Raw genomic sequence first — 23,655 nt, forward strand, 5'->3', positions numbered from 1 at the left:
GTGTTAATGTATCCTTTCTAATTTCCGGGAGAATTTCCTTACGACTCCATGTGCTGCGTCATGGCTTGTTTGCTCTTTGGATGGCGGCATAAAGTATGAATTTCCCCAGAATGTATTATGCCTGGCTTGTAAGATTTTTTCAAAGTCACTATTGTAGAGTAGCAATTCTACTTCAAGGTCTACGTAATTAGCTCTATAGGATGAATTAACAAATAAGAATCCTTTAACTGTATTTCTATACTCATTGAAATTTTCTGATGCGTGGAAAGCTTTTGGGGTGTAATCCTGATTCAAATATTGGAAACGTATTCCTGTAGTTTGCTTTTTCAGTGCGGAGATAATTTCTTTATTGAAGAGTAAATCATCACTATAGTTCGAGTATGTTGATCTGTGAAAGATGACCAAAATGTCCCCCTTTTCAATATTCCTGTTATAAATCTTTCCTGAAGATCCATACCAGGCACATCCACAGATAGTACAAAGAAGGATCAGCCACTTAATCATAGTATCTTAGTTGATTTAGAGCTTGTCGTTTTTGGAAATTATTCGTAAAACCAAATAATAGCCTGACGGAGAGTGTATTTCCTGAAAGGTCGGTTCCTCCGGGGTTATTATAACGCACTACATTGTATCTACACTCTAAGCCGATATAGGTTGATTCATTGTAAAACCACCTTGCACCCAGGCCTATATTGGTGTTTAAGGAATTAATAGATTTAGATGGCTCTTCATCCGTATCAGGATCGGGCTTAAAAGCATCAAACCCATCAAATCCCATTCCTCCCACAAGGAAGTAGTTGCTATTGGGAGTATTTAGGAGTTGGTAACCAACATCCAGACCGATATAGCCACCCAAAAAGTGAGTAGTTTCCAAAGGGGCGCCATCATGCACCACCAGGTATGGCTCGGGACTTTTGATAAACCGAAAAAGCATGGTAAGATCCCAAAGAAGTCTACCATCCTGAAGCCCAAGATAAAAACCCAGGGAAGGATGAATGCCTAAAATACGAGCATTGCCCAGTGGATTCCACATACCTACGATCAAGCCCAAATCTCCTTCGGGTTTGTTTAAATAGGTTTGAACTTCCTCATTATAAAATTGAGATATGACACTTGATGTGCATTTCCCTTCTTTCAGCGTGTTGAAAAATGAATCAAAGTCACTGGCATAAGCTAAAAGGATTAAGTGTTCGTCCGTACAGCTTTCATACTTATCTAAAAGGTCAGTAGCCCAAACGGAAGTGAAAACAAAGAATTCATAAGATAATGCTAACTCTTCGCGAGTCTCGTGGGGCATAGAGGAGTATGAAAGCTTCATGGAGTCCATCATAGAGAGATACTCTACATATCCCACAGCGCCTATTAGGTGTTGAAAGAGTTCATAGTCTACAGATTTGGAGTTAAAAACTCCTTTTTCCAATTCGAATAGAGTTCGGACTTGTTTTGAGAAGTTATTGGGTCCACACTTGTCTTCCCAGTAGTTTAAAAACTGTCTAATGGAGTCTAGCTCAGAGTTTTCATAATATTTTGGAATGAGATAAAAAGCCGAGTAAAAGACATCTTCACAGGAAACACGATTTTCAATACGTGAGTCAAAGGGGTTTTGTGAATTGCCTGAAAACTCAAAAGTGAAAGTAAAAATGAATATTAATATAGGAAGGCGTGCCACTAGAATATCTTTCTGGTAAAAATATACACCTTAATTTTAATTCAATACCCGGAAATAAAAAAGCCGATTGATTCGTCAATCGGCTTTCGTCAAGATTTGAAAATGTTTGTCCTTACTTACTTGCTACAATATTCACAGTCAGTCCAAAATTATCGTAGATGGTTTTGTCTCCGAGGTTATCGAAGAAGCTTCCTGAGCCGTATCGGATGTTGAATTTAGATCGGTCGATAGTCAGCTCAGCCGTCCCAACAACCTGTCCGTCTTTCTCTTCCAGCGTTGCCGGAAACTGAATTTCTTCTGTCGTTTCCTTGATCGTAATATTGCCTATTACTTTATACCGGCCTGGTCCCTGAGGTACTGCTTTCGTGATCACAAAAGTAGAAGTAGGGTACTTTTCTACTCCGAAAAAGTCATCAGACTTAAGGTGACCTTCTAACTTTCCTTTGTACTCACCAGAGAGATCCTCACAGGTGATGGTAGTCATGTCTACTGTGAAAGTGCCGCCGGTTAGTTTACCGTCTTCAAAGGTGAAGTTCCCTTCTTTGAGGCTCACAGTGCCATTATGCTCTCCTGTGACTTTCTCGCCCAGCCACTCTACTTTGCTGGCATCTGTATCTACAGTGTAAGTTGCTTTGGTTCCATCTCCGCTAGAGAATAAAACTGTTAGTGATAGTAAAATTGATTGTAACATGGTGCTTTAGTTTCAAAAATTAAATGTATGTACATGTATGTTAATACACCTATAACGACAGAAGTCAAAAAGAGTTTAGATAATCGTGAAAAAAATTGTAGCAATAGAGATTTCTTACTTATAACTTTGCAACCCCAACAGCAGGAGCAGTTATGATACAGATAGGGAAGACGCTTATTTCAGATGATATCAAGGAGAAATTTTTCGTTTGTGATTTGGATAAGTGTAAAGGAGCCTGTTGTGTAGAGGGGGATTTGGGGGCTCCCCTGGAGAAAGATGAGCTGGCGGAGATCGAGGAAGTAGTAGAGGTAGTAAAACCATATCTGTCCCCTGAGGCCAGACAGGCGTTGGAAAAAAATGGAGCCTATCTATTAGATGAAGAGGGTGATTTTAGTACCACTACCATTGATAATAAAGAATGCGCCTTTGCTTTTTACGATGAAAAAGGCATTTTGAAATGTGGTATCGAACAAGCGTGGAAGGATGGCAAGACCTCTTTTAGAAAACCGGTATCCTGTCACCTGTATCCGATCAGAGTGGCGAGGCTTCACGAATTTCTTGCTTTAAATTACGACCGTTGGGGTATCTGTGCTCCTGCCTGTACACTGGGTGAAAAGCTTTCCGTTCCCGTTTATAAGTTTTTAAAAGAAGCTCTGATCAGAAGGTTTGGTGAGGATTGGTACCAGGAACTTTGCGATGCTATTGAGCGACCTGGTGATAATTAGAAGCTCCATATTTTATCGGTCCTGGATTCTCTTTTATTGCAAATCTCCTAATAGAATCCGTTTTCTGAAAAACAGACCTTAAAAGTGTGGGTATTTCAAGTCTTATAGCAGGAGTATTTGCCTGCTGAATCACACCAAAAAAATGCCTGATCAGCTTGATTATGGGTGGTCTTCTCGCTTAAAATGTTTTTATTTATGTTGTTGAGAGGCACATCAGGTGACTCTTATAGCTATAGACTAATACTTTTTTAACTGCATCAACCATGAATTTCCATCTGACTATAAGAAGGAAAATGATGCTCCTGATTGTGGGAGTAAGTGTTTTGACATACGTAGTTACCCTTAGCTACATCATTTTATCGCTTAGGGAAAAAGCCCTGACAGAAGGGAAAAAACTTGTAAAGACAGCAGCAAGCCAAAAGGCCCAGGAGATTGAAAAGATTCTGAATGAGGACATTGCCATATCCAGGTCCATGGCGATTGCAATGGAGGGATATCTGAAATTATCTCCTGAGGAGCGGGAGGAACAAAAGTGGACGCTGCTGGAGGGCGTTCTCAAATCAAACCGTAAGTATGAGGCCACCTGGGTAAGTCTGGAGCTTTGGGCGATAGACCCCACCTATACCAAAACCTACGGAAGGCGAAGAAATACAACTTACTATGAAGATGGTGAGCTAAAGCACTATCAGGAACTGGTCAATATGGATGGAGACCCAGCCAGTGGGCTTTACATAGATATTAAGAGAAACCCACGGGAAAAAATTGGTGAGCCATACGAATATTCAGCGTACGGCGGCAAGGAGGATCAGGTTTTGCTAGGGTTGTCCCCTTCTGCTCCGGTAATGCTGGACGGACGTTTTGCCGGTCTTATTGGTACTGATATGTTACTGGAGGAGTTCCTGTCAATTTCTGAAATTGATTTTTTCGATCGTGGTTTTGCTTTTCTCCTTTCTCATAAAGGTGTGGTAATATCTCATGAGAAAGCAGGTTTTGTCAATGATCCGATTGATTCACTTGGTTTTTATGATGCTGAAAATTCTGATCTGAAGGAGCAAATTGCAAGTGGAGAGCCTTTCAGTTTTACGACCAACGATAGTTATTATGACGAAGATGTTCTCATTTCTTTTTCACCAGTTCATATAGGCAGATCAGAAACTCCTTGGGCTGTGGGGGTTGAGGTTCCGGTTACGGAAGTGACCAGGTCCATTACTGCTACATTTATTACCACTGTAATTGTCGGGTTGATCGGGCTTGTTTTGCTTATAGCAATAACCTATCGGATTGCAATGAATATTGCTACTTCTATCAGAAAGTCAAGTACCGTTCTGAAAAAGCTATCCGAGGGAAACCTTCACCTTGATAATAAATTGAAAGAAAACACCGGGGATGAGTTAGGTGTCCTGGCACAATCGGTAAACAAGTTGATCATTGAGCTGAGAAAAAAGGCGGATTTTTCCTATCAGATTGGTAGAGGTAACCTGGATGTAGATTTTGAAGTGGCCAGTGACCGAGATGTGCTTGGTACTTCATTGCTAATGATGAGAAAGAACCTGCATCGAGTGATAGAAGAAACAAAAGATGTGGTGCTGAGAGCCGGGAAAAATGGTGAGCTAAGTACGGCAAGGATCACTTCTGACTGGGAGCTCGGAGCCTGGAAAGAAATGAGTGATTCAGTAAATAATCTACTGGATATCCTTTCTGACCAATTCTCCAGCATCAATCAAGTGGTAAATGCGATGGCTGATGGAGATCTGAGTGTCAGGTTTGAAGGTGAGGCCAAAGGGGATATACAGGTAATGACAAGCAGCTTGAATAAAGCTCTGGATAACCTGAATGACCTGATATCCCAAATCACCGATAGTGCCAAAATAGTAGACGAATCTGCTACAGAAATGCTGTCAGTAAGTGAGGAAATGACCATAAATACCCGGGAAATTGCATCATCTATTTCTCAGATGAGCAATGGAGCCCAAAATCAGGTGGTAAAAGTGGATGAATCTTCCGGCCTTGTAGAAGGCATTCTGGGTTCTTCTAATGAGATGGGTGAGCAGGCAGATAGTATCAATAAAGCTGCTCAGGAGGGTGTTGAAAGTAGCGAAAAGGGACTCAAGCTGGTTCAAAAGGTTGGCTTTAGTATGCGGGATATTGCAGCTTTCAGCTCAGACACGTATGACTCCATCCAGGTACTTACTAAGCGCTCCAACGAAATTTCACGAGTGCTGGGAGTCATTACTGATATAGCTTCGCAGACCAACCTGCTGGCTCTGAATGCTGCAATTGAGGCGGCTCAGGCGGGAGAGGCCGGACGTGGTTTTGCGGTGGTTGCTGAAGAGATTCGCAAGCTGGCCGAAGACTCCAAGCGGTCAGCCAAAGAGATCGAAACATTGGTGATTGATGTGCGGAATGATGTGGAAACAACCGCCCAGGCCATTGAGATGATGAAAGCGAGTGTTAAGAGTGGTGAGGATGCTACCAACTCAGCGAGTGCGGCATTTACTGAGATTACAGGATCCTCTACTAAAACACTGACTATGTCAGAAGAGATCAGGAAGCGTGTGCAGCAACAGCTGGAAGGCATCAAAAAAGTGGTGGCTATCACCGAGTCAGTTGTGGTAATTGCAGAGCAAACCGCTGCCGGGACAGAGGAAGTTGCAAGCTCTGCTTCCGAATTATCTACGGGAATGGAGAATTATGTGGAAAAATCTCAGCAACTTTCAGAGGTAGCTACGAAATTATCTGATTGGGTTGATCGGTTTCGGTTGAAAAATAACTAGATTAAAAGAAAAATCACCAGTGTGATGGGGTTGGATTAGAATTTTATTTTTTAAGTTAACTTCTAACCTTATTTTAAAAAAGTCTAATCGAACCCATTTGACCATTTACCGAAACAGCTGATGTTTAACCATGGAGATCCCTTAATTTGGGATGAACGAATTTTTTTAATGTGATTATTGAAAAATCAATTAAATGGCTTTAGGAAAAAATCTTAAGTCCGGCGATCAAAAAAGTACAGCGCAGGCTACACAGTCAACAGAGAAAATACTTTCAAAGAAGAGCTGGGTAGAGGCGGCGGAAGGCATTGAGCAATCTCAGCAGCAGACAGAGAGTGAAATAAAGAAAAACCTGGAGTTACTTATGGTTTTTCCTCTCGGCAGGGAATCATATGCCATACCTGTCAACCGGGTGAAGGAAGTGACAAAAACACCTGCCATAGCTCCACTGCCACAGGCACCGGATTACATGGTAGGAGTAGCTAATATCCGGGGTAATGTAATGGCCGTGATTGACCTGAAGAGAAAACTTTCCGGCGTTGAGGCTTCAGAGAGCGAGCGTGAGTTTATTGTGGTTTTAAAAGACGAGGTTTATCATGCCGGTTTGTTGGTTCAGCAGGTTCCAGATACTATAGCCGTTGATACCTCACAGATCAGTACATCCTCCACACTGATTAAAAATTTAGCTACGGAGGATAGCTTCATAAAAGGCATTGTAAAAAAAGATAAGCAAATGATCATTTTAATAGATGTGATCGAGTTGTTCAAAGATGAAGTGATAAAATGAGCAAAACCATGACCATAGCGATTGTCAATCAGAAAGGGGGTACGGGCAAAACGACCACCACAGTAAATCTGGGGCGTGCGCTGGTTGAGTCAGGAAAGAAAGTCCTACTGGTGGATATGGATACCCAGGGGAGTTTGAGCTATTCTTTAGGCATAGCAGGCCGTGAGAAAACGATAGCAGATGTATTTACTGAAGATGCCACGCTGGAGGAGATCCTTGAAAACAAGGAAGGAATGGATGTGGCTGCTTCGGATGTGAGTCTTGCGGATATTGAGCTATCCCTTGCCGAAATTGACGGTAGAGAAAAAGTGCTTACAAACATTTTAGATCCTCTGCACGACTATGATTTTGTGCTGATTGATTGTCCGCCATCATTATCTCTTTTAACGATTAATGCGTTATGTGCAGCTAAAAAACTGATTATTCCGATGCAGATGGAGGTTCTTAGCTTGCAGGGATTGGACCTGATCACCGAGACCATTGGTCGAATAAAAAAAGCTTTGAACCCTGACCTTGAAGTTCTCGGTATTTTACCGGTCATGGTAGATTCTCGCAGAAAGTTAAGCTCAGAGATATACGATCACATTAAAGAAAACTATTCCTTACTCATCTTTGAGTCAAGAATCCGACCAAATGTACGTGCTTCTGAAGCTCCCTCATTTGGTCAAAGTGTACTTACGTACGCACCTGAATCCAATAGCGCGGTTGACTATCGGGCATTTGCTAATGAATTTTTAACTGTAATCTGATTATGCCTCTAGGACGTAACCTTAAAAAGAAACCCCTGATCCCGGATGATGAAAAGAATCCTAAAAAATCTTCGTCCAGGAAAAGTACTGATAAATCAACCAGTAAGAAGACTACGACTACTAAGTCTAAAAAGAGTAAGCCGGCTGAAAAGAAAAAGGAACCCATAGCGCTTAAGCAGGGACTGAGAAAAGAGGAGTTTGAAAAGCGTCATTCACTACATCAGAAATTCAAAAAAGAGGTAGAGGATCTCCAGGAGCAGCAGCTTCACTTAATTGTCTTCCGGGTTGGTGATGAAGAGTTTGCTATAGAAATAGATAAAGTCGATGAGGTGGTTGTTACTCCGGGTATCACCCGTATGCCACATGCCCCTGATTACATCCCGGGACTGGCTACCATCCGTGGCAAAGGTATCGTGACTTTGGATATTGCTTATAAGCTGGGCTTAGCAGAGACTAATAAGGACATTAAAGAGAGAACCAATTATACCATAGTGATCCAGACCAATCGGTTCACGGTAGGTATATTGGTCCCTGAAGTGCCTTACAATCAAATGGTGTCCGGTAGCAAGGTGCAGAGTGTTTCTGATAGTGTTTCCGATACCGCATTGGACGAAACTTACATAAAAGGACTTATACGGTTAGGTGACCGAATGATTTTTTTCATGGATATAGATGAGCTGGTAGAGGGTGACAGGCTTAAGGCAAGAGTTGTTAGTGAATAGAATCCCATTGCGTTTTGAGTAAAAAGATCAAGGTTTTAGTAGTAGATGATTCGGCATTCATGAGGTTGTTGCTGACAGACCTCATATCCCATGATCCTGATCTGGAAGTGGCCGGGACTGCTACCGATGGCAAAGAGGCAGTGGAAAAGACTCGAGAGCTTAAGCCAAACGTAGTTTTGCTGGATATGAATATGGGGGAGTATGACGGCCTCTATGCTGTAGAGCACATCATCAACGAAAACCCGATCCCGATTCTTATCCTAAGCTCGGTGGGAAATACCAATTTGGACACCATATTTGATGCGCTTGAGCTGGGCGCGGTTGACTATATCAATAAACCCGTACGCGGGGGATCCAAAATCAGGGAGATCAATGCTCATCTATTGTCTACTGTAAAGAGGGTCGCCAGAGCCAAACCCAGGACCACCAATATTGTCAGAGATGGGTTGAGCCGATTGCCCCATACTTTTGATGATAGTGGAAATTACAAGGTCATTGTGATTGGTGCTTCTACCGGCGGACCTACTGCTGTGGAAAAGGTAATATCCTCATTGCCGGCTAATCTGAATGTGCCGGTGATCATAGGGCAGCATATGCCGGCAAACTTTATTCCGTCGTTTGCAGACCGGCTGGATGCTTTGAGTCCGCTCAATGTAGTGGTGGGCAGAAAAGGAATGGTGCCCCAACCCGGCATGGTTATTATAGCTCCGGGGGACTCTAACATGGTAGTAAAGCGGGAGAAAAAAGAAAACGTTCGGGTAGATTTTACCGACGAAAAATATAGGGAATATAACCATCCGTCCATTAATGCGCTGATGCTGTCAGTAGCTAAAGCGTATAAAAGTAAGACCATAGGGGTTTTACTTACGGGAATGGGGAGAGATGGAGTGAAGGGACTCCAGGCCATAAAAGATGCCGGAGGAATGACCATAGCTCAGGACGAAACTTCCAGTGTGATCTATGGTATGCCAAAGATTGCGTATGAGACCGGTGCGGCCGGTACCGTATTGCATATAAAAGAAATAGGTGGATATTTGGTTAACTGTTTATAGGCTTTGAAATCAAAAGAATCAGAATATAAAGAACTGTTCCTCGTTGAGGCAAAAGACAATATCGAGGAATTAGATCAGCTCTTTGTGGAGTTGGAAAAGGACCATGGTAACCAGGATGCTATCAATGCAATCTTCAGGATTACCCATACGCTAAAGGGGAACGCCATGGGGATGGGTTTTGAGTCAGTAGCAGAGCTGTCTCACCTGATGGAAGATGTGATGATCGCAATCCGCAATAAGCAGATTGATCTTGGGCAAAAACTTTTCCAGCTGTTATTCAGAGCAAATGATAAGTTAGGAGGTCTTGTAAAGTCACTGGAGTCTGGCGAAAAAGTCAGCTACCTGGGGGTGAAAACAAGTCTTTCTATCCACCTGAAAAATGAGCTGGAGAAAGAAGGAGGAGATAAAAAGGAAGAAGATGCGGAAATTGCGTCTGATGATCAGGGTGAAGCTCCGGCATCCAATGGGGGTGGCAGCACTCAGATTACCTTTTCTGATGTGATACAGATTCCCGTGAAGAAAATGGACGAACTCATGAATGAGGTAGGTCAGCTGCTAATTGAGCGGGACAGGTTGATGGCATACTCACAGGAGCTCGGGTTACAAACTTCTGAATTTGACCGGTTGCAGCGCATTACGTCAAATCTGCAGTACAGCATCATGAATGCCCGTATGGTGCAGGTCGGTTTCCTCTTTAATAAATTCCACAGGGTACTCAGGGATGCAGCAGCTATCGAAAACAAGAAGGTGGATCTGGCGCTTCGAGGTTCTGAAATAGAAATAGACCGAAATATTCTGAAAATTATCAGTGACTCACTGGTCCACCTGGTTCGAAATGCGGTAAGCCATGGCATTGAAGCTGGAGAAGTACGGAAGAGAAATGGCAAACCAGTTACCGGCACAGTAACATTGGAAGCTCGTTACGAGCGCGACCGGGTGGTAATAACCGTTCGGGATGATGGTGGCGGAATAGATCCGGAAGTGATCCGGAAGAAAATTGTAGAAAAAGGTCTGGTACAGGACGCTGTAGCCGCTAAGCTTAGTGAGCAGGAGATTATCAGGTACATTTTTGAGTCCGGCTTTTCGAATACCGACAAGGTAAATGAACTTTCCGGCCGGGGTGTGGGCATGGATGTAGTGAAAAAAGCAGTGGAATCTATCGGTGGACAGGTACGGATAGAGACCAACGTAGGAGAAGGCACGAGCATCCATTTACATGTTCCTTCATCGCTTGCATTGAAAGGGACGCTACTCTTTGAAGTAAATGATCAGGAATATGCGATCGCCCTTTCCTATACCGAGGCAGTAGTAGCGATCCCAAAAGGTGAGATATACAAGCTGAGCGGCGGCCTCATGACTAAGTTTCAGGATGAAGCTATTTCAATTGTCTTCCTGAAAGACCTGCTCGAAATGAAGAACCTTTCTGAAATAAACAATAAAGGGGTTTTGCATAAAACATTTGATTCGCTGGAAGATGATGAGACCATGCTGGATGCAATTATCGTGACCTATGCGGGCCACACTACCGGCCTTCTGGTGGATCGGGTCCTTCAGCAAAAAGAGATTATTGAGAAGCCATTAGTTAAGCCTTATGACCGGATAAAATTACTAAGCGGGACAACGATCCTTGGTAATGGGAACGTTTGCCCCGTAGTGGATGTAGCCATAATTTCTGACCTCATTTACAAACAAGTGCTTCAAACACAAGAAAAAGTCAACGGATGAAGCCAATAGATACAGGACTTCCAAAAGAATTTCGCCAGGTAGAACTTATCACCGATGAGGAAATGAATGCCCTCATGGTCGCCATTAAGAATAGGTACGGGCTTGACTTTACCAATTATGAAAAAACCTCTCTGAAGCGCGGTGTTACCAGACTCATGATGAAACATGGAATGGAGTCTTCTTTTGACCTGTGGTCCAGAATTCTTAAGGATTATGATTTCTTCATGACAGCCATAGACGATCTGTTAGTTAACCTCACGGAGTTATTCAGAAACCCTGATGTTTGGATCAAGCTGAGAGATGAGATTCTGGATCAATTTAAAAATGGACCATTAAGCATCTGGCATGCCGGTTGTTCTACCGGTGAGGAGGTATATACCATGGCAATCGTGCTTGAAGAAAAAGGATTGCTTGGTAAGGCAACGCTTGCGGCATCAGATCTGAGCACCAAAGCTCTTAATAAAGCCAGGAAGGGTGATTATCCGTTAGAGCTGATTAAACAATATTTGAATCCGTTTCTAAAATTTTTTCCTAATCGTCAGTTGGAGGATTATTTTGATTTTCATGACAAGCATGCCACGATAAAGCCGCATTACAAGCAAAGGATAAACTTTGAGCGACATAACCTGGTCCATGATAAGGTGGACAGGAAGTATGATATTATTTTTTGCCGTAATGTGATGATATACTTTGATGACCAACTTAAACTAACGGTCCTGAACCTGATTTATCAGAGCCTTAAGCCAAACGGTTATCTGATCATTGGGTATTACGACATAATGCCGGACGAGGGCAAAAAGCTATTTGCTGTAGATGATATAAAGACTCGGGTTTATAGAAAAAAAATTAAATGATTTTACCGCTTAACCATTATTTTTAGAGATGAGCTATTCTGTATTAATAGTCGATGATTCAGGTTTTTCAAGGTCTACGATAAGAAATATTCTGGAAGGCGCTGGTTATCAGGTAGTAGGGGAGGCCAGAGATGGAGCTGAAGCTTTAGATAAGATTGTGGAACTGAGGCCGGACCTGGTTACTCTTGATAATATTTTGCCGGATATGACCGGTCTCCAGATCCTCAATACGTTGAAAGATCAAAACCTAAAGTCAAAAGTAATTATGGTCAGTGCCGTGGGTCAGCAATCGGCAATTGAGGAGGGATTAAGCCTTGGAGCGGCCGCATATTTGATAAAGCCGTTCGATGCGAGTAGATTAGTGGAAGAAATCAAAAAAGTACTGGAGTAAATACATGGAAATGAACTAAACGTATTTTTCACACTTTTACCTTAAAATATCCTAGTCCACCATGAATTTGTCGCCGTTGATCGACTTTCATTTGAGGAAAAAAAAGTTTTTAAACAGATTACATTATCAATCAATTTAATCTATGCTGGATAAATTCAATAATAACGAGCTTGAAATCGCATCAAAGCTGGTCTTTGATGGGCTTTCCATGGCTAAAAAATCAATGGAGCTGATTTTACAGAGCCCCATTTCTATGGAGAAGATTGACTACAGTGATACTGTAAGTGTCCCCTTACCACAGTTTCTGAAAATTGATAACCAGAGTGTTCATGCGATTAAAACAGAACTAAAAGGTGAGTTGAAAGGAACAAGCCATCTAATTTTCAAAGAGGATGAAGTAGCTAAAATTTATAAAGCTTGCCTTCCTGCCCAGATCTTAGAAAGTGACTCGCCGGAGAGCGCTATGATGAAAATGGGTTTTCTGACGGAAATTGACAACATGATGGCTGCAGCAGTAATTACTGAGTTCTCAAATTTTCTGGGATTGGAAATCTATGGCCATGTGCCATCGCTCACGGTTTTAAAGTCTGGTGAAGTCAATGATTATCTTAAAAGAGAATCAGGAGAATTTGATTCTATTGTGCACTTTAAAGCTTTATTTCAGGGAGTGGAGTTAGATATATCTCCGGACTTTGTTTGGATTTTTCAGGAAGAATTTGTCGATAAAATAAAAGAATTGGTTTGACCCGCGTTTATACGCAAAATGAATTATGGATATGAGCAAAAAAGTATTAATAGTTGATGACTCAATTTACATGCGATCTTTGATCAGAAGTGCTCTTGAGGAAGCTGGCTTAGAAATCGCCGGAGAGGCCAAAGATGGCGAGACAGCTATAGATATGGCCCTGGAAACACAACCAGACTTAATTACATTGGACAATATCCTGCCAGATATGATGGGATTTGAAATCCTTAAGGTATTAAGAGACCAGGGACTTGAGTCAAAAGTTATTATGATCAGTGCTGTAGGACAGCAGACTGTTGTAAACAAAGGGAAAGAACTGGGAGCTTCTGACTATATAGTTAAGCCTTTCACTTCAGAAAGCCTTTTGGAAGTTGTAAATCGAGTCTTATAATACATATATTATAAGGCAACCTGCCTAAAAAGAAAACCAGTAATGAGAATATTATACGATCTACCCATAAGGAAAAAATTTGCGGTAGTTCTCGTTCCGCTTATCCTTATAATTGTCTGTTTGGATTATTTACAGATCCGGGACCATTATTTGGATTACGCTGATTCAAAGCGGCTGAATAAGACGATAATTTTGGGTGTTGAGATAAACCATGTGGTACATGAGCTACAAAAAGAGCGAAGTATGTCTATTGGTTACCTCTCAAGTGAGGGCTATGAGTTTGCTCAAATTACTCGTCAACGAGAAGTTACTGACAGTACATTGGCTCAGTTCTATAAAGAACTTAAGAATGCTGACCTGGAAGGGGTTTTTGCAGTACATGCCAATGATATAGAACTTCTTAAGTCCAATTTTTCTACTATAGAAGGCATTCGTGACAAGATTGACCGGTTTACTCTGGAGGCCAATCAGGTTCTGCGCTATTATTCAGATATCAATGAAGTAGCTCTCAATGCTGTTGACCAGCTGATCAATGAAACCAGGGATAAGGACATTGCTCAGCAGGTTCATGCATTGATTTATTTTCTGAAATCAAAAGAGCGAGCGAGTATTGAACGAGCTATTGGTACCCAGGCATTTTCTACTAAAGAGATGAACAACGATCTGTACAGTGACTTCACTACTTTAGTTGCTGAACAACGCTCTTACATGGATGCTTTTTTAGTTATCGCGGATCAGGACTCACAAGATGCTTATGATCGATTGGTTTCCGGCCATGATGTGGAGGAGGTTAATCGACTCAGAAAAATTATTCATGACAGGGACCAGTTTGATGCAGATCCTACCTATTGGTACGAAATGACCACCAGCAGGATAGATGCTCTAAAGAATGTAGAGGATTATATGTCTTCCAGGCTGGTCAGCAGAACTGCAAAAATTTCTCAAGCAGCGTTGGGAAATTTCTGGACATTTATCGTCCTTGATATCGCCATAGGCGTACTGGCTATCTGGTTGATGTCCATCATTGTGACTAACCTGCTTACCAACGTAAAAATTCTTGAGCGATTTACTTTGAGGATTTCCAAAGGAGACCTTTCGAAGAAGGTAAGAGTAGCAACGAAGGATGAGATAGGTCAATATGCAAAGACCTTTAATGTAATGGTGGATGAGATCAATAAGTCTCATGAGATTCTCAGAAAGGAGAGGGATAAGGCTAAATTTCTCTACAACAATATTTATCGGGTTTCACTGGTGGTATTTGAAAACATCCATCAGGGAATTTTCTTGTTGGATAGAAATTTCAAAATGAGTCGATTGTACTCTAAAGCACTGGAGAAGATTTTTGGGGTGCAGAAAATTGCGGGCGAAAACTTTTCAAATTTCATGCGTCCACTCATTATTCCCAGAGATCTGGAAGCGCTTGAAATGTTCATGAGACATCTCTTTAATGAAGACATGGATGAGGATGTGGTAAATCAGCTAAATCCTATTGAGCAGGTAAAGATCTACAGCGAAACGGACGAAGGTGTCGTAACCACTAAGCACATTCGTGTGAACTTTACCCGTATATGGAGAAAAAATAAGATTACCAATATCATGGTGACCGTTTCTGACGAAACCGAATCAATTTTACTTCAGAAACACCTGGAAGAAGCTGAGAAAAAGAAAAAGCAGGAAACCGAGCAGGTATTGAGCATTCTGAAGATTGACCCTTCTCTTATCCGAGGCTTCCTTTACAATGCAAAGCGTACCCTTAAGGGCATCTCAGAAAGGTACGAGGAAAACAAAGAGAAAGATCTTGAGGAGCTCCTTCAATTCACTTTTGAAACCATTCACAATTTGAAAGGCAATGCTGTAGTGATTGGTCTCGATATTATGAGCCAGAAGTTTCATGAAGTGGAGGAAGCTCTTGATAAACTTAAAGGCAAAGCCATTAGTGGTAAGGATTTTCTCACCATATTGTATGAAATTGATGATGCTGATAAAATCATAGATGATATGAGCACCATGCTTCGTAAGGTTGCAGATATCTACCGAAAGTACCCCTCCGGAGGGCATGTGGTTTCTAACATTATGCTGATAGACACACTGGAGAGGGCTGTGAGCGTGTTATCTGAGAAAATGGATAAGCCGGTAGATTTCTTTTTTAAGAATGAGAAAAACTTAGTTTTACCAAACGATAACATTGACTCTTTCAGGGATATAATGATACAATTGATCAGAAACTCAGTGAAGCATGGTATCGAGGAGAAAAATGAAAGGGTATCATCCGGTAAGCACCTGAGAGGAAGCATCTCCATTGAGTTGGATCAGTTAGATGAGGGTCTGGAAGTTATTTATAAAGATGATGGACAGGGGCTGGACATAGATAAAATTAAGGATCAGGCCATACAAAATAACCTGGTTACTGCTTTTGAAGCCAAAAAGCTCAGTACTGAACAGGTCGTGGGGCTGATCTTTGAGAAGGGATTCAGTACGGCCGGAGAAGTAGATGAAAATGCCGGAAGAGGCCAGGGGATGAGTTTGGTCAAAAGCCTGATAGAAGAAATGGATGGGACTTTTGAAGTTGATTTTGAAAAAGGTAGATTTTTCAAAATGACTATCAAATTACCAATAAGTATTACTCAAGATGAAATAGAAGACCATGAGGTTGCTGATAGTTGATGACTCGTCGATCATGCGACGAATCATAGAAAAAAATCTGAAGGACTATGACATTGAAATTATTGGCATGGCAGCTAATGGTGAAGAGGCCCTGGAGATAGTAAAAGATAAACAGCCGGACGTAATCACGCTGGATATTACCATGCCCGGAATGGACGGGTTGGCTTGTCTGGAGGAGATTATGGTTATTCAGCCATCAGCTAAAGTTATGATCATCACAGCTTTATCTGATAAGCTCACGGGTCTTAAAGCACTGGATAAAGGAGCAAGAGGCTTCTTATATAAGCCGGTAAATGCCGGGGATTTAGCAAAAGCGTTTGATAAATTATTGAAGAGAGGATGAAAACGAGTAAGGCAGAATTTGACGCTACGTGCAATTTATTTATTAACTCTGTTAATAATTACTTCAGACATTTAACTGAAATTGATTCAGAACTGAATGTTCCTTACCTTAAGGAATCCGAAGGATTGGTTTTGAAGGATTTTACAGGAATGATAGGGATCTCGGGAAACCGTAAGGGGTTTGTATATATCTCTGCAGACAGGGAGATGTATGAAGACCTGATAAAGATCTTTATCGGTATAGATGATCCTTCCGACGAAGATATACTGGATATGGCTGGAGAAATTTCTAATGTTGTGGCGGGAAATGTACGAGCTAATTTGGGAGCTAATTTTATGATTTCCGTACCGCTTGTTTTTCAGGGAATGCCGTCTCAACTAAAAATTCCTGAAGATGTGTCCATCTACGTTATCCCGATCGAATGGAATAAACATGAAGCATTTGTAGTGATAGGTTTACAATGATTAGTCAGGAGCCAGCATATTTTAACCTTGGAGTATCAGGTGATGAGACCAAGAAGAACTATTTTTCCCTCTTCCCGGAGGAGATGATAGCCAGTGTTCTTGATGCATTTATCATCAATAAACCGATGGCTGGGAAAGTGGGAGGAGATGGCTTCTGGGTTCATCAGGAATCTGACTACCTGTATATTGCTGTATTTGATTGTATGGGACATGGACACATGGCAAGCATGATGACACGAGTGTATATCCAGTCCCTGAACCGGGTAGTAGAAACAAACGGGATCAAAGACCCGGGAGCTATCCTGGAAAACCTGCATGATGAAATAGCCAAAAAGTTTAAGGGGAAAGACAATCTACAGATTGGGTCAGGTGCAGATATTGGAATATTGAAGATTAACCTCTCGGTTCGTATGATTGAGTTTGCAGGTGCTAAAATTGATCTTCTGCATTTTAAGAGTGGTGAGCTTGATATTGTAAAGTCTGACAGATTGCAGATAGGAGACCTCTGGGATTATGACCACAAGTATAGTACAAAAGAGGTATCACTCGAAAATGGTGTAAAGTCTAACTTTTACCTCTCGTCTGATGGATTTAAAGATCTTATTGGTGGGCCTGAAGACAAAAAATTAGGAAAAAAGGGAGTTACTGACCTGTTACAAAAGAACTTTGGAAAGCCACTTTTGAAGCAGAAGGAGGATATACTGTCCTTTGTGGAGGACTGGTCCGGGTCCAGCGATCAGCTTGATGACGTCCTGATCATCGGTTTTGCCATTTAGAAGAAAAATTACTTTCCGGAAGTATTTAGAGAAAGGGTTTTGATGAAGTTGTCATCGAGGATCCAGATGAAAAACGGCGCAATGTTGACCACTACTCCTTCCAGGACCGATTTTACATGAAATGCAGTTTTGTAGATCCTGTTTTCTTTCTCAAAAAACTCGTTTACTTTATCACACTGAATGATCTGTATCTGGGGTACTTTCAGTTCTAGCTGTACGCCAAGGTACTCGGATATTTCTTTGATAGATAATGCTGCAATGACATTTTCGATCTCTGACATAAACCCATGCTTCATAAGCTTGGTTTCCGTACGCTTGTCTGATTTAAACTCTTCAGGAAGGCAAACCGAATTTATCAGGTCTACCTCATGGTCAAGGATCACAAAGTAAAATGCTCCGCGTATATCACCGCTGAAAACAAGTTTTACCAGGTGCACTTTGAATCTTCCAAGCTGGTCCAGCTCTGTAATGCTGCTTAAGGGACCCACGTCAAAGTTTACATGATTGGCATTTACCCTTATTCGAAGCATCTGCTCCATGGACGTAATGGCCTTAGCCATCGCATTATTCACCAGTTCGGCAACAATTTCATGCTGTTCTTCTGTGAGTTGCTTTATATGGTCCTGTGAAGCCAATCTGTAACCTTTAACGAATTTTCTCAAAGATAGATATTAGGTAATGATCCACGAAAGAAAGAAGTCAGCCAATGGGTTAGTTATAAAAAAAAACACCCTGAAAAAAACTTTCCAGGGTGTCTTCTGCATTTTATTCTCTATTAAAGGTCTGAAAAGTCAAACGATTCCAGAAACTTGGTCGTGAACTTCCCTGACTTAAACTGTTTATCATCCATGAGTTTCAGGTGAAATGGGATCGTGGTTTTTACCCCTTCGATGACCATTTCTGATAAAGCTCGTTTCATCCTGACAATCGCTTCCTCTCTATCCTGACCAGACACTATAAGCTTTGCTATCATAGAGTCATAAAACGGAGGAATGACATAGCCTGCATACACATGGCTGTCTACACGAACTCCGTGACCACCAGGTAAATGAAGGTTAGTGATCTTACCCGGGCTTGGACGGAATCCATTCGCCGGATCTTCCGCATTGATCCTGCATTCGATAGCGTGTAGCTGTGGGTAATAATTTCTTCCGGATATTTTCACTCCTGCAGCTACTTTGATTTGTTCTTTGATCAAATCAAAGTCAGTTACTTCTTCAGTTATTGGATGCTCTACCTGTATCCTGGTGTTCATTTCCATGAAGTAAAAATCTCCATACTTGTCTACTAGAAACTCCACAGTTCCGGCGCCTTCGTATTTGATGGCTTCAGCTCCTTTGATGGCAGCCTGTCCCATTTTTTCACGAAGCTCCTGGCTTACAATTGGCGAGGGAGTTTCTTCTACCAGCTTTTGATGCCTCCTTTGAATCGAACAGTCTCGTTCTGAAAGGTGGCAGGCTTTTCCGTTGCTATCGCCGATGATCTGAATCTCAACGTGACGAGGCTCTTCCACAAATTTCTCAAGATAGAGCCCGTCATTTCCAAATGCAGCTCCGGCTTCTTGTCTGGCGTCATCCCAGGCTTTCTTAAAGCCACTCTTGTCTTTCACAAACCGCATTCCTTTTCCGCCCCCTCCGGCAGTGGCTTTTAGCATTACAGGATAACCAACTTCTTCAGCTTTACCCAGCCCTTCTTCAAAGCTTCCCAGTAAGCCTTCTGATCCGGGGATAGTAGGTACGCCGGCTTTTTCCATAGTAGCCTTAGCCGTGGCCTTATCCCCCATAGCATTGATCATTTCTGCTGAAGCGCCAATAAATTTAATCCCGTACTCTTCACAAACACGTGAAAACTCCGCATTCTCAGCCAAAAAACCATAACCAGGATGGATGGCATCAGCATTGGTGATTTCTGCAGCAGATATGATCTGTGGTATTTTCAGATAAGAATCTTTGCTGGCGGGAGGTCCGATACAGACTGCCTCATCGGCAAATCGCACATGAAGACTATCCCGATCAGCTGTAGAATAAACTGCGACAGTCTTAATACCCATTTCTTTACAGGTACGAATAATCCTGAGGGCAATCTCTCCTCTGTTAGCTATTAGAATTTTATCAAACACAGGATAAATATTTTATGATGGATCTACTAAGAAAAGTGGCTGATCATATTCAACCGGGGTGGCATTTTCCACTAATACCTTCACTATTTTACCAGAAACCTCAGATTCGATTTCGTTAAATAATTTCATTGCTTCAATGATGCAAACCGTGTCACCCTGCTTTACTGTGTCTCCTACTTTTACAAATGGATCTGAGTCTGGGTTTGGTGTGAGATAAAATGTGCCGATCATAGGAGATTTGATCGGAATCAGGTTAGCCTCATCAGAAGGAGACTCTGCCCTGGGTGCTTCGCCAGCTGCTGATGGAGCAGGAGCAGGCTGACTGGGAGCAGCAGGTGCAGGTGCTGTGGGGGCTGGAGCTGGTGAAGAAACGGCCTGATTTAAAGATCGTTTCACATTTATTTTGAATTCTTCGGTTTCTATATTGACCTCTTCCAACCCGGAGGCTGAAATAAAGTCGATCAAATCGCGAATTTCTTTTGCTTTCATTATTTAGCTTTTTTCAGTGTTGTTTTTCTGTTATCTGAACCGGGATAAAGGTATATAATTTTATTTTACTCGCTCCACATAAGAGTTGGTTTGAGTATTCACCTTTATCACTTCGTCCTGATCAATAAATAATGGCACCTGAATTGTCGCTCCGGTTTCCAGTTCAGCTGGTTTAGTAGCATTAGTTGCCGTATCACCTTTCAGGCCAGGCTCCGTATACACAACCTGCAAGACCACGTGTTGAGGAAGCTCTACACCCAGCACGCGCTCTTCTTCGGCATGAAAGATCACCTCCACTGCCTGTCCGTCTTTAAGGAACTGAGGAGCGTTGATTAATTCTTCCTGTACGGGTATTTGCTCAAAGGTGTTACTATCCATGAAGTGGTAGCCCATATCATCTTGGTACAGGTACTGATAATCCCTTCGTTCTACTCTGGCCGTTTCAACCTTATGGCCGGAAGTAAACGTATTGTCGATGACTTTGCCTGTAGTCAGACTTTTAAGTTTTGTTCGTACAAAGGCGGGACCTTTCCCCGGCTTTACATGTTGAAACTCTACAATGGTGTACAGGTCATTATTGAACTCAATCACCAATCCGTTTCTGAAATCAGCAGTCGTTGCCATGATTTTTTACTAAAAGGTTAAAATGCTATTTAGGATTATATGCCCATTTCAGCCAGGTAGCTCCCCAGGTAAATCCGCCTCCAAAAGCAGCCAGGATCAAATTGTCTCCTTTTTTCAGCTGAGGTTCATAGTCCCACAGGCAAAGTGGTAGTGTGCCTGCGGTAGTGTTGCCATATCGCTGGATATTGAGCATGACTTTATCATCACCCACACCCATTCTTTTGGCGGTGGCATCTATAATTCTTTTGTTGGCCTGGTGAGGCACCAGCCACGCAATGTCATCTCCTGTCAGATTATTCTTTTCCATAACCCGGGCAGCTACATCCGCCATATTGGTCACTGCAAATTTGAAGACAGTAGACCCTTCCTGGTAGGCAAAATGCTCACGTTGTGCCACAGTTTCTGCAGTTGCGGGGCGGCGACTTCCACCTGCTTTCATATGTAAATATGGTGCACCAGATCCATCTGATTTTAAAATAGAGTCCATAACTCCTACTTCTTCTTCTGTGGGCTCTAAAAGAACAGCTCCTCCACCATCACCAAATATGATACAAGTAGTACGGTCTGTATAATCAATGATGGAAGACATTTTATCTGCCCCTATGATAATGACCTTTTTGTGTATCCCCGTTTCAATAAACTGTGCACCTGTAGCCAGGGCGTAAAGAAAGCCTGAGCAGGCCGCACTCAGGTCATAACCAAATGAGTTAACCGCGCCCACCTGGTCAGCGATGATATTGGCTGTAGCAGGGAAAGGCATATCCGGGGTAACTGTAGCACAGATAATCAGGTCAATCTCTTTTGGATCCGTACCTGTTTTTTCCAGTAGCCCTTTTACGGCTTCTGTTCCTATCACTGAAGTGCCCTGGTCATCTCCTTTCAGGATCCTTCGTTCTACAATGCCCGTTCGGGATTGAATCCACTCATCATTTGTGTCCACCATGGTTTCCAGTTCCTGATTGGTAAGCACATAATCAGGGACATACCCATGAACTCCGGTGACAGCTGCTCGGATTTTTGTCATAGTGATCGAATTGTTTGACTAACTTAAGCCAAAACTTCTTTTTCCATCACTACTTTTCCTTTATAATATAGTTTCCCCTCGTGCCAGAAGGCTCTGTGAGGCAAGTGAGGTTCGCCAGTGGTCTGACAGATCACGTAATTCTTAGGAGTTGCTTTTACGTGTGTTCTTCTTTTGTCCCTCCTGGTCCTTGAGATTTTACGTTTTGGATGTGCCATTGTGCTATTCTATTTATTTCCTTTTAGTTTTTTTAATGCTTCCCATCTTGGATCTATTTCCTGATCCCGACCACCGGATTCCTCATCTGGGTGATCTTCTGATGAATATATCAGGTCAGGTTGCTCTTCTTCTACATCCTCGTATCGGGGATGCAGCTTTTTCATAGGTACTTCCAGACTGATAAACTCATAAATAAAATCGCTAACGTTTAGACTGGGTGTTTCACTTTTGATCACCAGTACGTCTTCGCTAAGCGAATAATTATCATCGCCAAACTTGATGATAATCTCTTTTTTGCTTTTGATCGGATGCCAGAAAGTATCAAGACTTCTGTCACAGGTCAACTCTACCTCTGCATCCAGGTCAAAATAAAGGGTCATCATGGTTTCGGACTTATCAATGGTTAGCCTACACTTACCACGACCTTTGTCCACAATGCTGTGCTCATAAAACGAGAAAAGCTTATCAGTAATTTCGTATTCGAATTCATGCAGCTTATGGCCTAAGCTGTAAATGTCGATTTGAAATTCCCGCAGCCCCTTCATAGCACAGTTCCTTCTTTTGCTTAAAGAACCGCAAATTTAGGAATAAACGAGATATAAAAAAACTAATTTATCAGGTATGATTTTAAGTTTAGCTACCGGTTTCCTTGCGGGATTTTACGATGTCTGCCGCCATAAAGATCGCGTTTCTCATGGAAGTTTCATCCGCCACACCTTTTCCTGCTATAGAAAATGCTGTACCATGGTCTGGTGAGGTTCTTACAAAAGGCAGTCCTGCGGTAAAATTAACACCATTATCAAAGGCGATGTTTTTGAAAGGGATCAGTCCCTGGTCGTGATACATGGCTAAGATACCGTCATAGGTTCTGTACTGAGATGATCCGAAAAACCCATCTGCAGGGAAGGGACCAAAAACCAGGTTTCCGGAATCTTTAAATTCCTTGATCACTGGTTCAATGATTTTGTTTTCTTCATCGCCCAATAAGCCGTTTTCTCCTGCATGGGGGTTTAGCCCCAGGAGTGCAATTCTCGGCTTTTTTATGCCAAAATCTTTTTTGAGAGATTGAAGCATCAGCTTGAGTTTGCTTTTGACTTTGTCCTGGGTAATGGCACCTGGTACCTCTTGCAGAGGTATGTGTCCGGTGACTACACCTACTCTCAGCTCTTCGGAGACCAGAAACATAAGACTGTCCTGAACCCCGGCTTCCTGAGCTAAAAATTCTGTATGGCCCGGAAACTTAAAGTCATCGGTCTGAATGAGGTCTTTGCTCAATGGAGCAGTGACCAGCGCATCTATTTTGCTTTCTTTCAGATCTTTCAGCGCTGCTTTCAGGGAGAGGAGGGCGTACTTTCCACTTTCAGCGTTTCCCCTGCCGGGAGTGATTTCAATGTTTTCTTCACCCAGATTGATAACATTGGCTTTGCGATGATGAATGTTATCGATTTGTTTGGTTTGGTTGTAGTTGAAGCTATGAAGGTCGAGGTTTTTTCTGTAGTAAGAAATCACTCGACCGTCCGCATAGATAACCGGCGTAATGTATCGGTTGATTCGGTTGTCATTCAGGGCTTTTATGACCACTTCAGGTCCTATGCCGTTTATATCCCCGATCGAAATACCGATAACAGGATAATCACCTTTGTTGTGAGAAGATTCACTCATAT

At 42.2% G+C, this 23,655-nt stretch carries 26 protein-coding genes; 15 read left to right on the top strand and 11 right to left on the bottom strand.

All coding sequences use genetic code 11. The annotated features are described in order from the left end of the window. Positions 1-3 precede the first annotated feature (3 nt). The 3 genes from AC3E9V_RS06335 to AC3E9V_RS06345 form a co-directional block, all read right to left on the bottom strand. Positions 4-504, bottom strand: coding sequence for a hypothetical protein (locus tag AC3E9V_RS06335; RefSeq protein ID WP_488752351.1), 501 nt, complete (start codon positions 502-504; stop codon positions 4-6). Beyond that, positions 497-1,669 (bottom strand): hypothetical protein, encoded by a 1,173-nt coding sequence (locus tag AC3E9V_RS06340; RefSeq protein WP_488752352.1) that lies wholly within the window; start codon positions 1,667-1,669, stop codon positions 497-499. Before AC3E9V_RS06340 ends, AC3E9V_RS06335 begins: the two co-directional genes overlap by 8 nt. A 112-nt stretch (positions 1,670-1,781) precedes the next feature. After that, a complete protein-coding gene (locus AC3E9V_RS06345) occupies positions 1,782-2,360 on the bottom strand; it encodes a YceI family protein (RefSeq protein WP_488752353.1) in 579 nt (192 codons plus the stop codon). A gap of 152 nt (positions 2,361-2,512) precedes the next feature. Between AC3E9V_RS06345 and AC3E9V_RS06350 the strand changes: the two genes are divergently transcribed. From AC3E9V_RS06350 to AC3E9V_RS06420, 15 genes are all read left to right on the top strand, one after another. Continuing rightward, entirely contained in the window at positions 2,513-3,085 is a 573-nt protein-coding gene (locus AC3E9V_RS06350; protein WP_488752354.1) for a DUF3109 family protein, read from the top strand. A 263-nt stretch (positions 3,086-3,348) separates the two neighbouring features. Then, positions 3,349-5,859 (top strand): methyl-accepting chemotaxis protein, encoded by a 2,511-nt coding sequence (locus tag AC3E9V_RS06355; RefSeq protein WP_488752355.1) that lies wholly within the window; start codon positions 3,349-3,351, stop codon positions 5,857-5,859. A 193-nt stretch (positions 5,860-6,052) separates the two neighbouring features. Next, the gene (locus tag AC3E9V_RS06360) at positions 6,053-6,643 is read left to right on the top strand and encodes a chemotaxis protein CheW (protein ID WP_488752356.1); all 591 of its coding nucleotides are present in this window, start codon (positions 6,053-6,055) and stop codon (positions 6,641-6,643) included. Positions 6,644-6,651: 8 nt separating this feature from the next. After that, on the top strand, positions 6,652-7,392 hold the full coding sequence (locus AC3E9V_RS06365) for a ParA family protein (protein WP_488752357.1): 741 nt from the start codon (positions 6,652-6,654) through the stop codon (positions 7,390-7,392). A gap of 2 nt (positions 7,393-7,394) precedes the next feature. Continuing rightward, a complete protein-coding gene (locus tag AC3E9V_RS06370; RefSeq protein WP_488752358.1) occupies positions 7,395-8,114 on the top strand; it encodes a chemotaxis protein CheW in 720 nt (239 codons plus the stop codon). Positions 8,115-8,128: 14 nt separating this feature from the next. Further along, positions 8,129-9,166, top strand: coding sequence for a chemotaxis-specific protein-glutamate methyltransferase CheB (gene cheB / locus AC3E9V_RS06375; RefSeq protein WP_488752359.1), 1,038 nt, complete (start codon positions 8,129-8,131; stop codon positions 9,164-9,166). A 3-nt stretch (positions 9,167-9,169) separates the two neighbouring features. After that, positions 9,170-10,891, top strand: coding sequence for a chemotaxis protein CheA (locus AC3E9V_RS06380; protein ID WP_488752360.1), 1,722 nt, complete (start codon positions 9,170-9,172; stop codon positions 10,889-10,891). Then, a complete protein-coding gene (locus tag AC3E9V_RS06385; RefSeq protein WP_488752361.1) occupies positions 10,888-11,745 on the top strand; it encodes a CheR family methyltransferase in 858 nt (285 codons plus the stop codon). Before AC3E9V_RS06380 ends, AC3E9V_RS06385 begins: the two co-directional genes overlap by 4 nt. A 28-nt stretch (positions 11,746-11,773) precedes the next feature. Then, the gene (locus AC3E9V_RS06390; protein WP_488752362.1) at positions 11,774-12,136 is read left to right on the top strand and encodes a response regulator; all 363 of its coding nucleotides are present in this window, start codon (positions 11,774-11,776) and stop codon (positions 12,134-12,136) included. Between the two features lie 142 nt (positions 12,137-12,278). Beyond that, entirely contained in the window at positions 12,279-12,881 is a 603-nt protein-coding gene (locus AC3E9V_RS06395; protein WP_488752363.1) for a hypothetical protein, read from the top strand. Between the two features lie 31 nt (positions 12,882-12,912). After that, the gene (locus tag AC3E9V_RS06400; protein WP_488752364.1) at positions 12,913-13,272 is read left to right on the top strand and encodes a response regulator; all 360 of its coding nucleotides are present in this window, start codon (positions 12,913-12,915) and stop codon (positions 13,270-13,272) included. Between the two features lie 42 nt (positions 13,273-13,314). After that, complete coding sequence (locus AC3E9V_RS06405; RefSeq protein WP_488752365.1) at positions 13,315-15,936, top strand: nitrate- and nitrite sensing domain-containing protein; 2,622 nt, start codon at positions 13,315-13,317, stop codon at positions 15,934-15,936. Further along, complete coding sequence (locus AC3E9V_RS06410; RefSeq protein ID WP_488752366.1) at positions 15,917-16,279, top strand: response regulator; 363 nt, start codon at positions 15,917-15,919, stop codon at positions 16,277-16,279. The genes AC3E9V_RS06405 and AC3E9V_RS06410 overlap by 20 nt, the downstream gene beginning before the upstream one ends. Further along, positions 16,276-16,743 (top strand): chemotaxis protein CheX, encoded by a 468-nt coding sequence (locus AC3E9V_RS06415; RefSeq protein WP_488752367.1) that lies wholly within the window; start codon positions 16,276-16,278, stop codon positions 16,741-16,743. Before AC3E9V_RS06410 ends, AC3E9V_RS06415 begins: the two co-directional genes overlap by 4 nt. Beyond that, positions 16,740-17,519 (top strand): PP2C family protein-serine/threonine phosphatase, encoded by a 780-nt coding sequence (locus tag AC3E9V_RS06420; RefSeq protein ID WP_488752368.1) that lies wholly within the window; start codon positions 16,740-16,742, stop codon positions 17,517-17,519. The genes AC3E9V_RS06415 and AC3E9V_RS06420 overlap by 4 nt, the downstream gene beginning before the upstream one ends. A gap of 8 nt (positions 17,520-17,527) precedes the next feature. Here AC3E9V_RS06420 and AC3E9V_RS06425 read toward each other — a convergent pair whose 3' ends face one another. The 8 genes from AC3E9V_RS06425 to pdxA form a co-directional block, all read right to left on the bottom strand. Then, positions 17,528-18,181 carry a hypothetical protein gene (locus AC3E9V_RS06425; protein ID WP_488752369.1) on the bottom strand — a complete coding sequence of 218 codons (654 nt, stop codon included), beginning with the start codon at positions 18,179-18,181 and terminating at the stop codon, positions 17,528-17,530. A gap of 113 nt (positions 18,182-18,294) precedes the next feature. Continuing rightward, entirely contained in the window at positions 18,295-19,638 is a 1,344-nt protein-coding gene (gene accC, locus AC3E9V_RS06430) for an acetyl-CoA carboxylase biotin carboxylase subunit (RefSeq protein ID WP_488752370.1), read from the bottom strand. A gap of 12 nt (positions 19,639-19,650) precedes the next feature. Next, on the bottom strand, positions 19,651-20,127 hold the full coding sequence (gene accB / locus AC3E9V_RS06435) for an acetyl-CoA carboxylase biotin carboxyl carrier protein (RefSeq protein ID WP_488752371.1): 477 nt from the start codon (positions 20,125-20,127) through the stop codon (positions 19,651-19,653). Positions 20,128-20,187: 60 nt separating this feature from the next. After that, positions 20,188-20,751, bottom strand: coding sequence for an elongation factor P (gene efp, locus AC3E9V_RS06440; RefSeq protein WP_488752372.1), 564 nt, complete (start codon positions 20,749-20,751; stop codon positions 20,188-20,190). A 25-nt stretch (positions 20,752-20,776) separates the two neighbouring features. Further along, the gene (locus tag AC3E9V_RS06445; RefSeq protein WP_488752373.1) at positions 20,777-21,775 is read right to left on the bottom strand and encodes a beta-ketoacyl-ACP synthase III; all 999 of its coding nucleotides are present in this window, start codon (positions 21,773-21,775) and stop codon (positions 20,777-20,779) included. Positions 21,776-21,798: 23 nt separating this feature from the next. Beyond that, complete coding sequence (rpmF, locus tag AC3E9V_RS06450; RefSeq protein ID WP_488752374.1) at positions 21,799-21,990, bottom strand: 50S ribosomal protein L32; 192 nt, start codon at positions 21,988-21,990, stop codon at positions 21,799-21,801. Positions 21,991-21,999: 9 nt separating this feature from the next. Then, positions 22,000-22,536, bottom strand: a complete 537-nt coding sequence (locus AC3E9V_RS06455; protein WP_488752375.1) for a YceD family protein — start codon at positions 22,534-22,536, stop codon at positions 22,000-22,002. Between the two features lie 88 nt (positions 22,537-22,624). Then, positions 22,625-23,653 carry a 4-hydroxythreonine-4-phosphate dehydrogenase PdxA gene (gene pdxA / locus AC3E9V_RS06460; protein ID WP_488752376.1) on the bottom strand — a complete coding sequence of 343 codons (1,029 nt, stop codon included), beginning with the start codon at positions 23,651-23,653 and terminating at the stop codon, positions 22,625-22,627. Between the last annotated feature and the right edge of the window lie 2 nt (positions 23,654-23,655).

This window comes from Marinoscillum sp. HNIBRBA16962, from assembly GCF_057801515.1.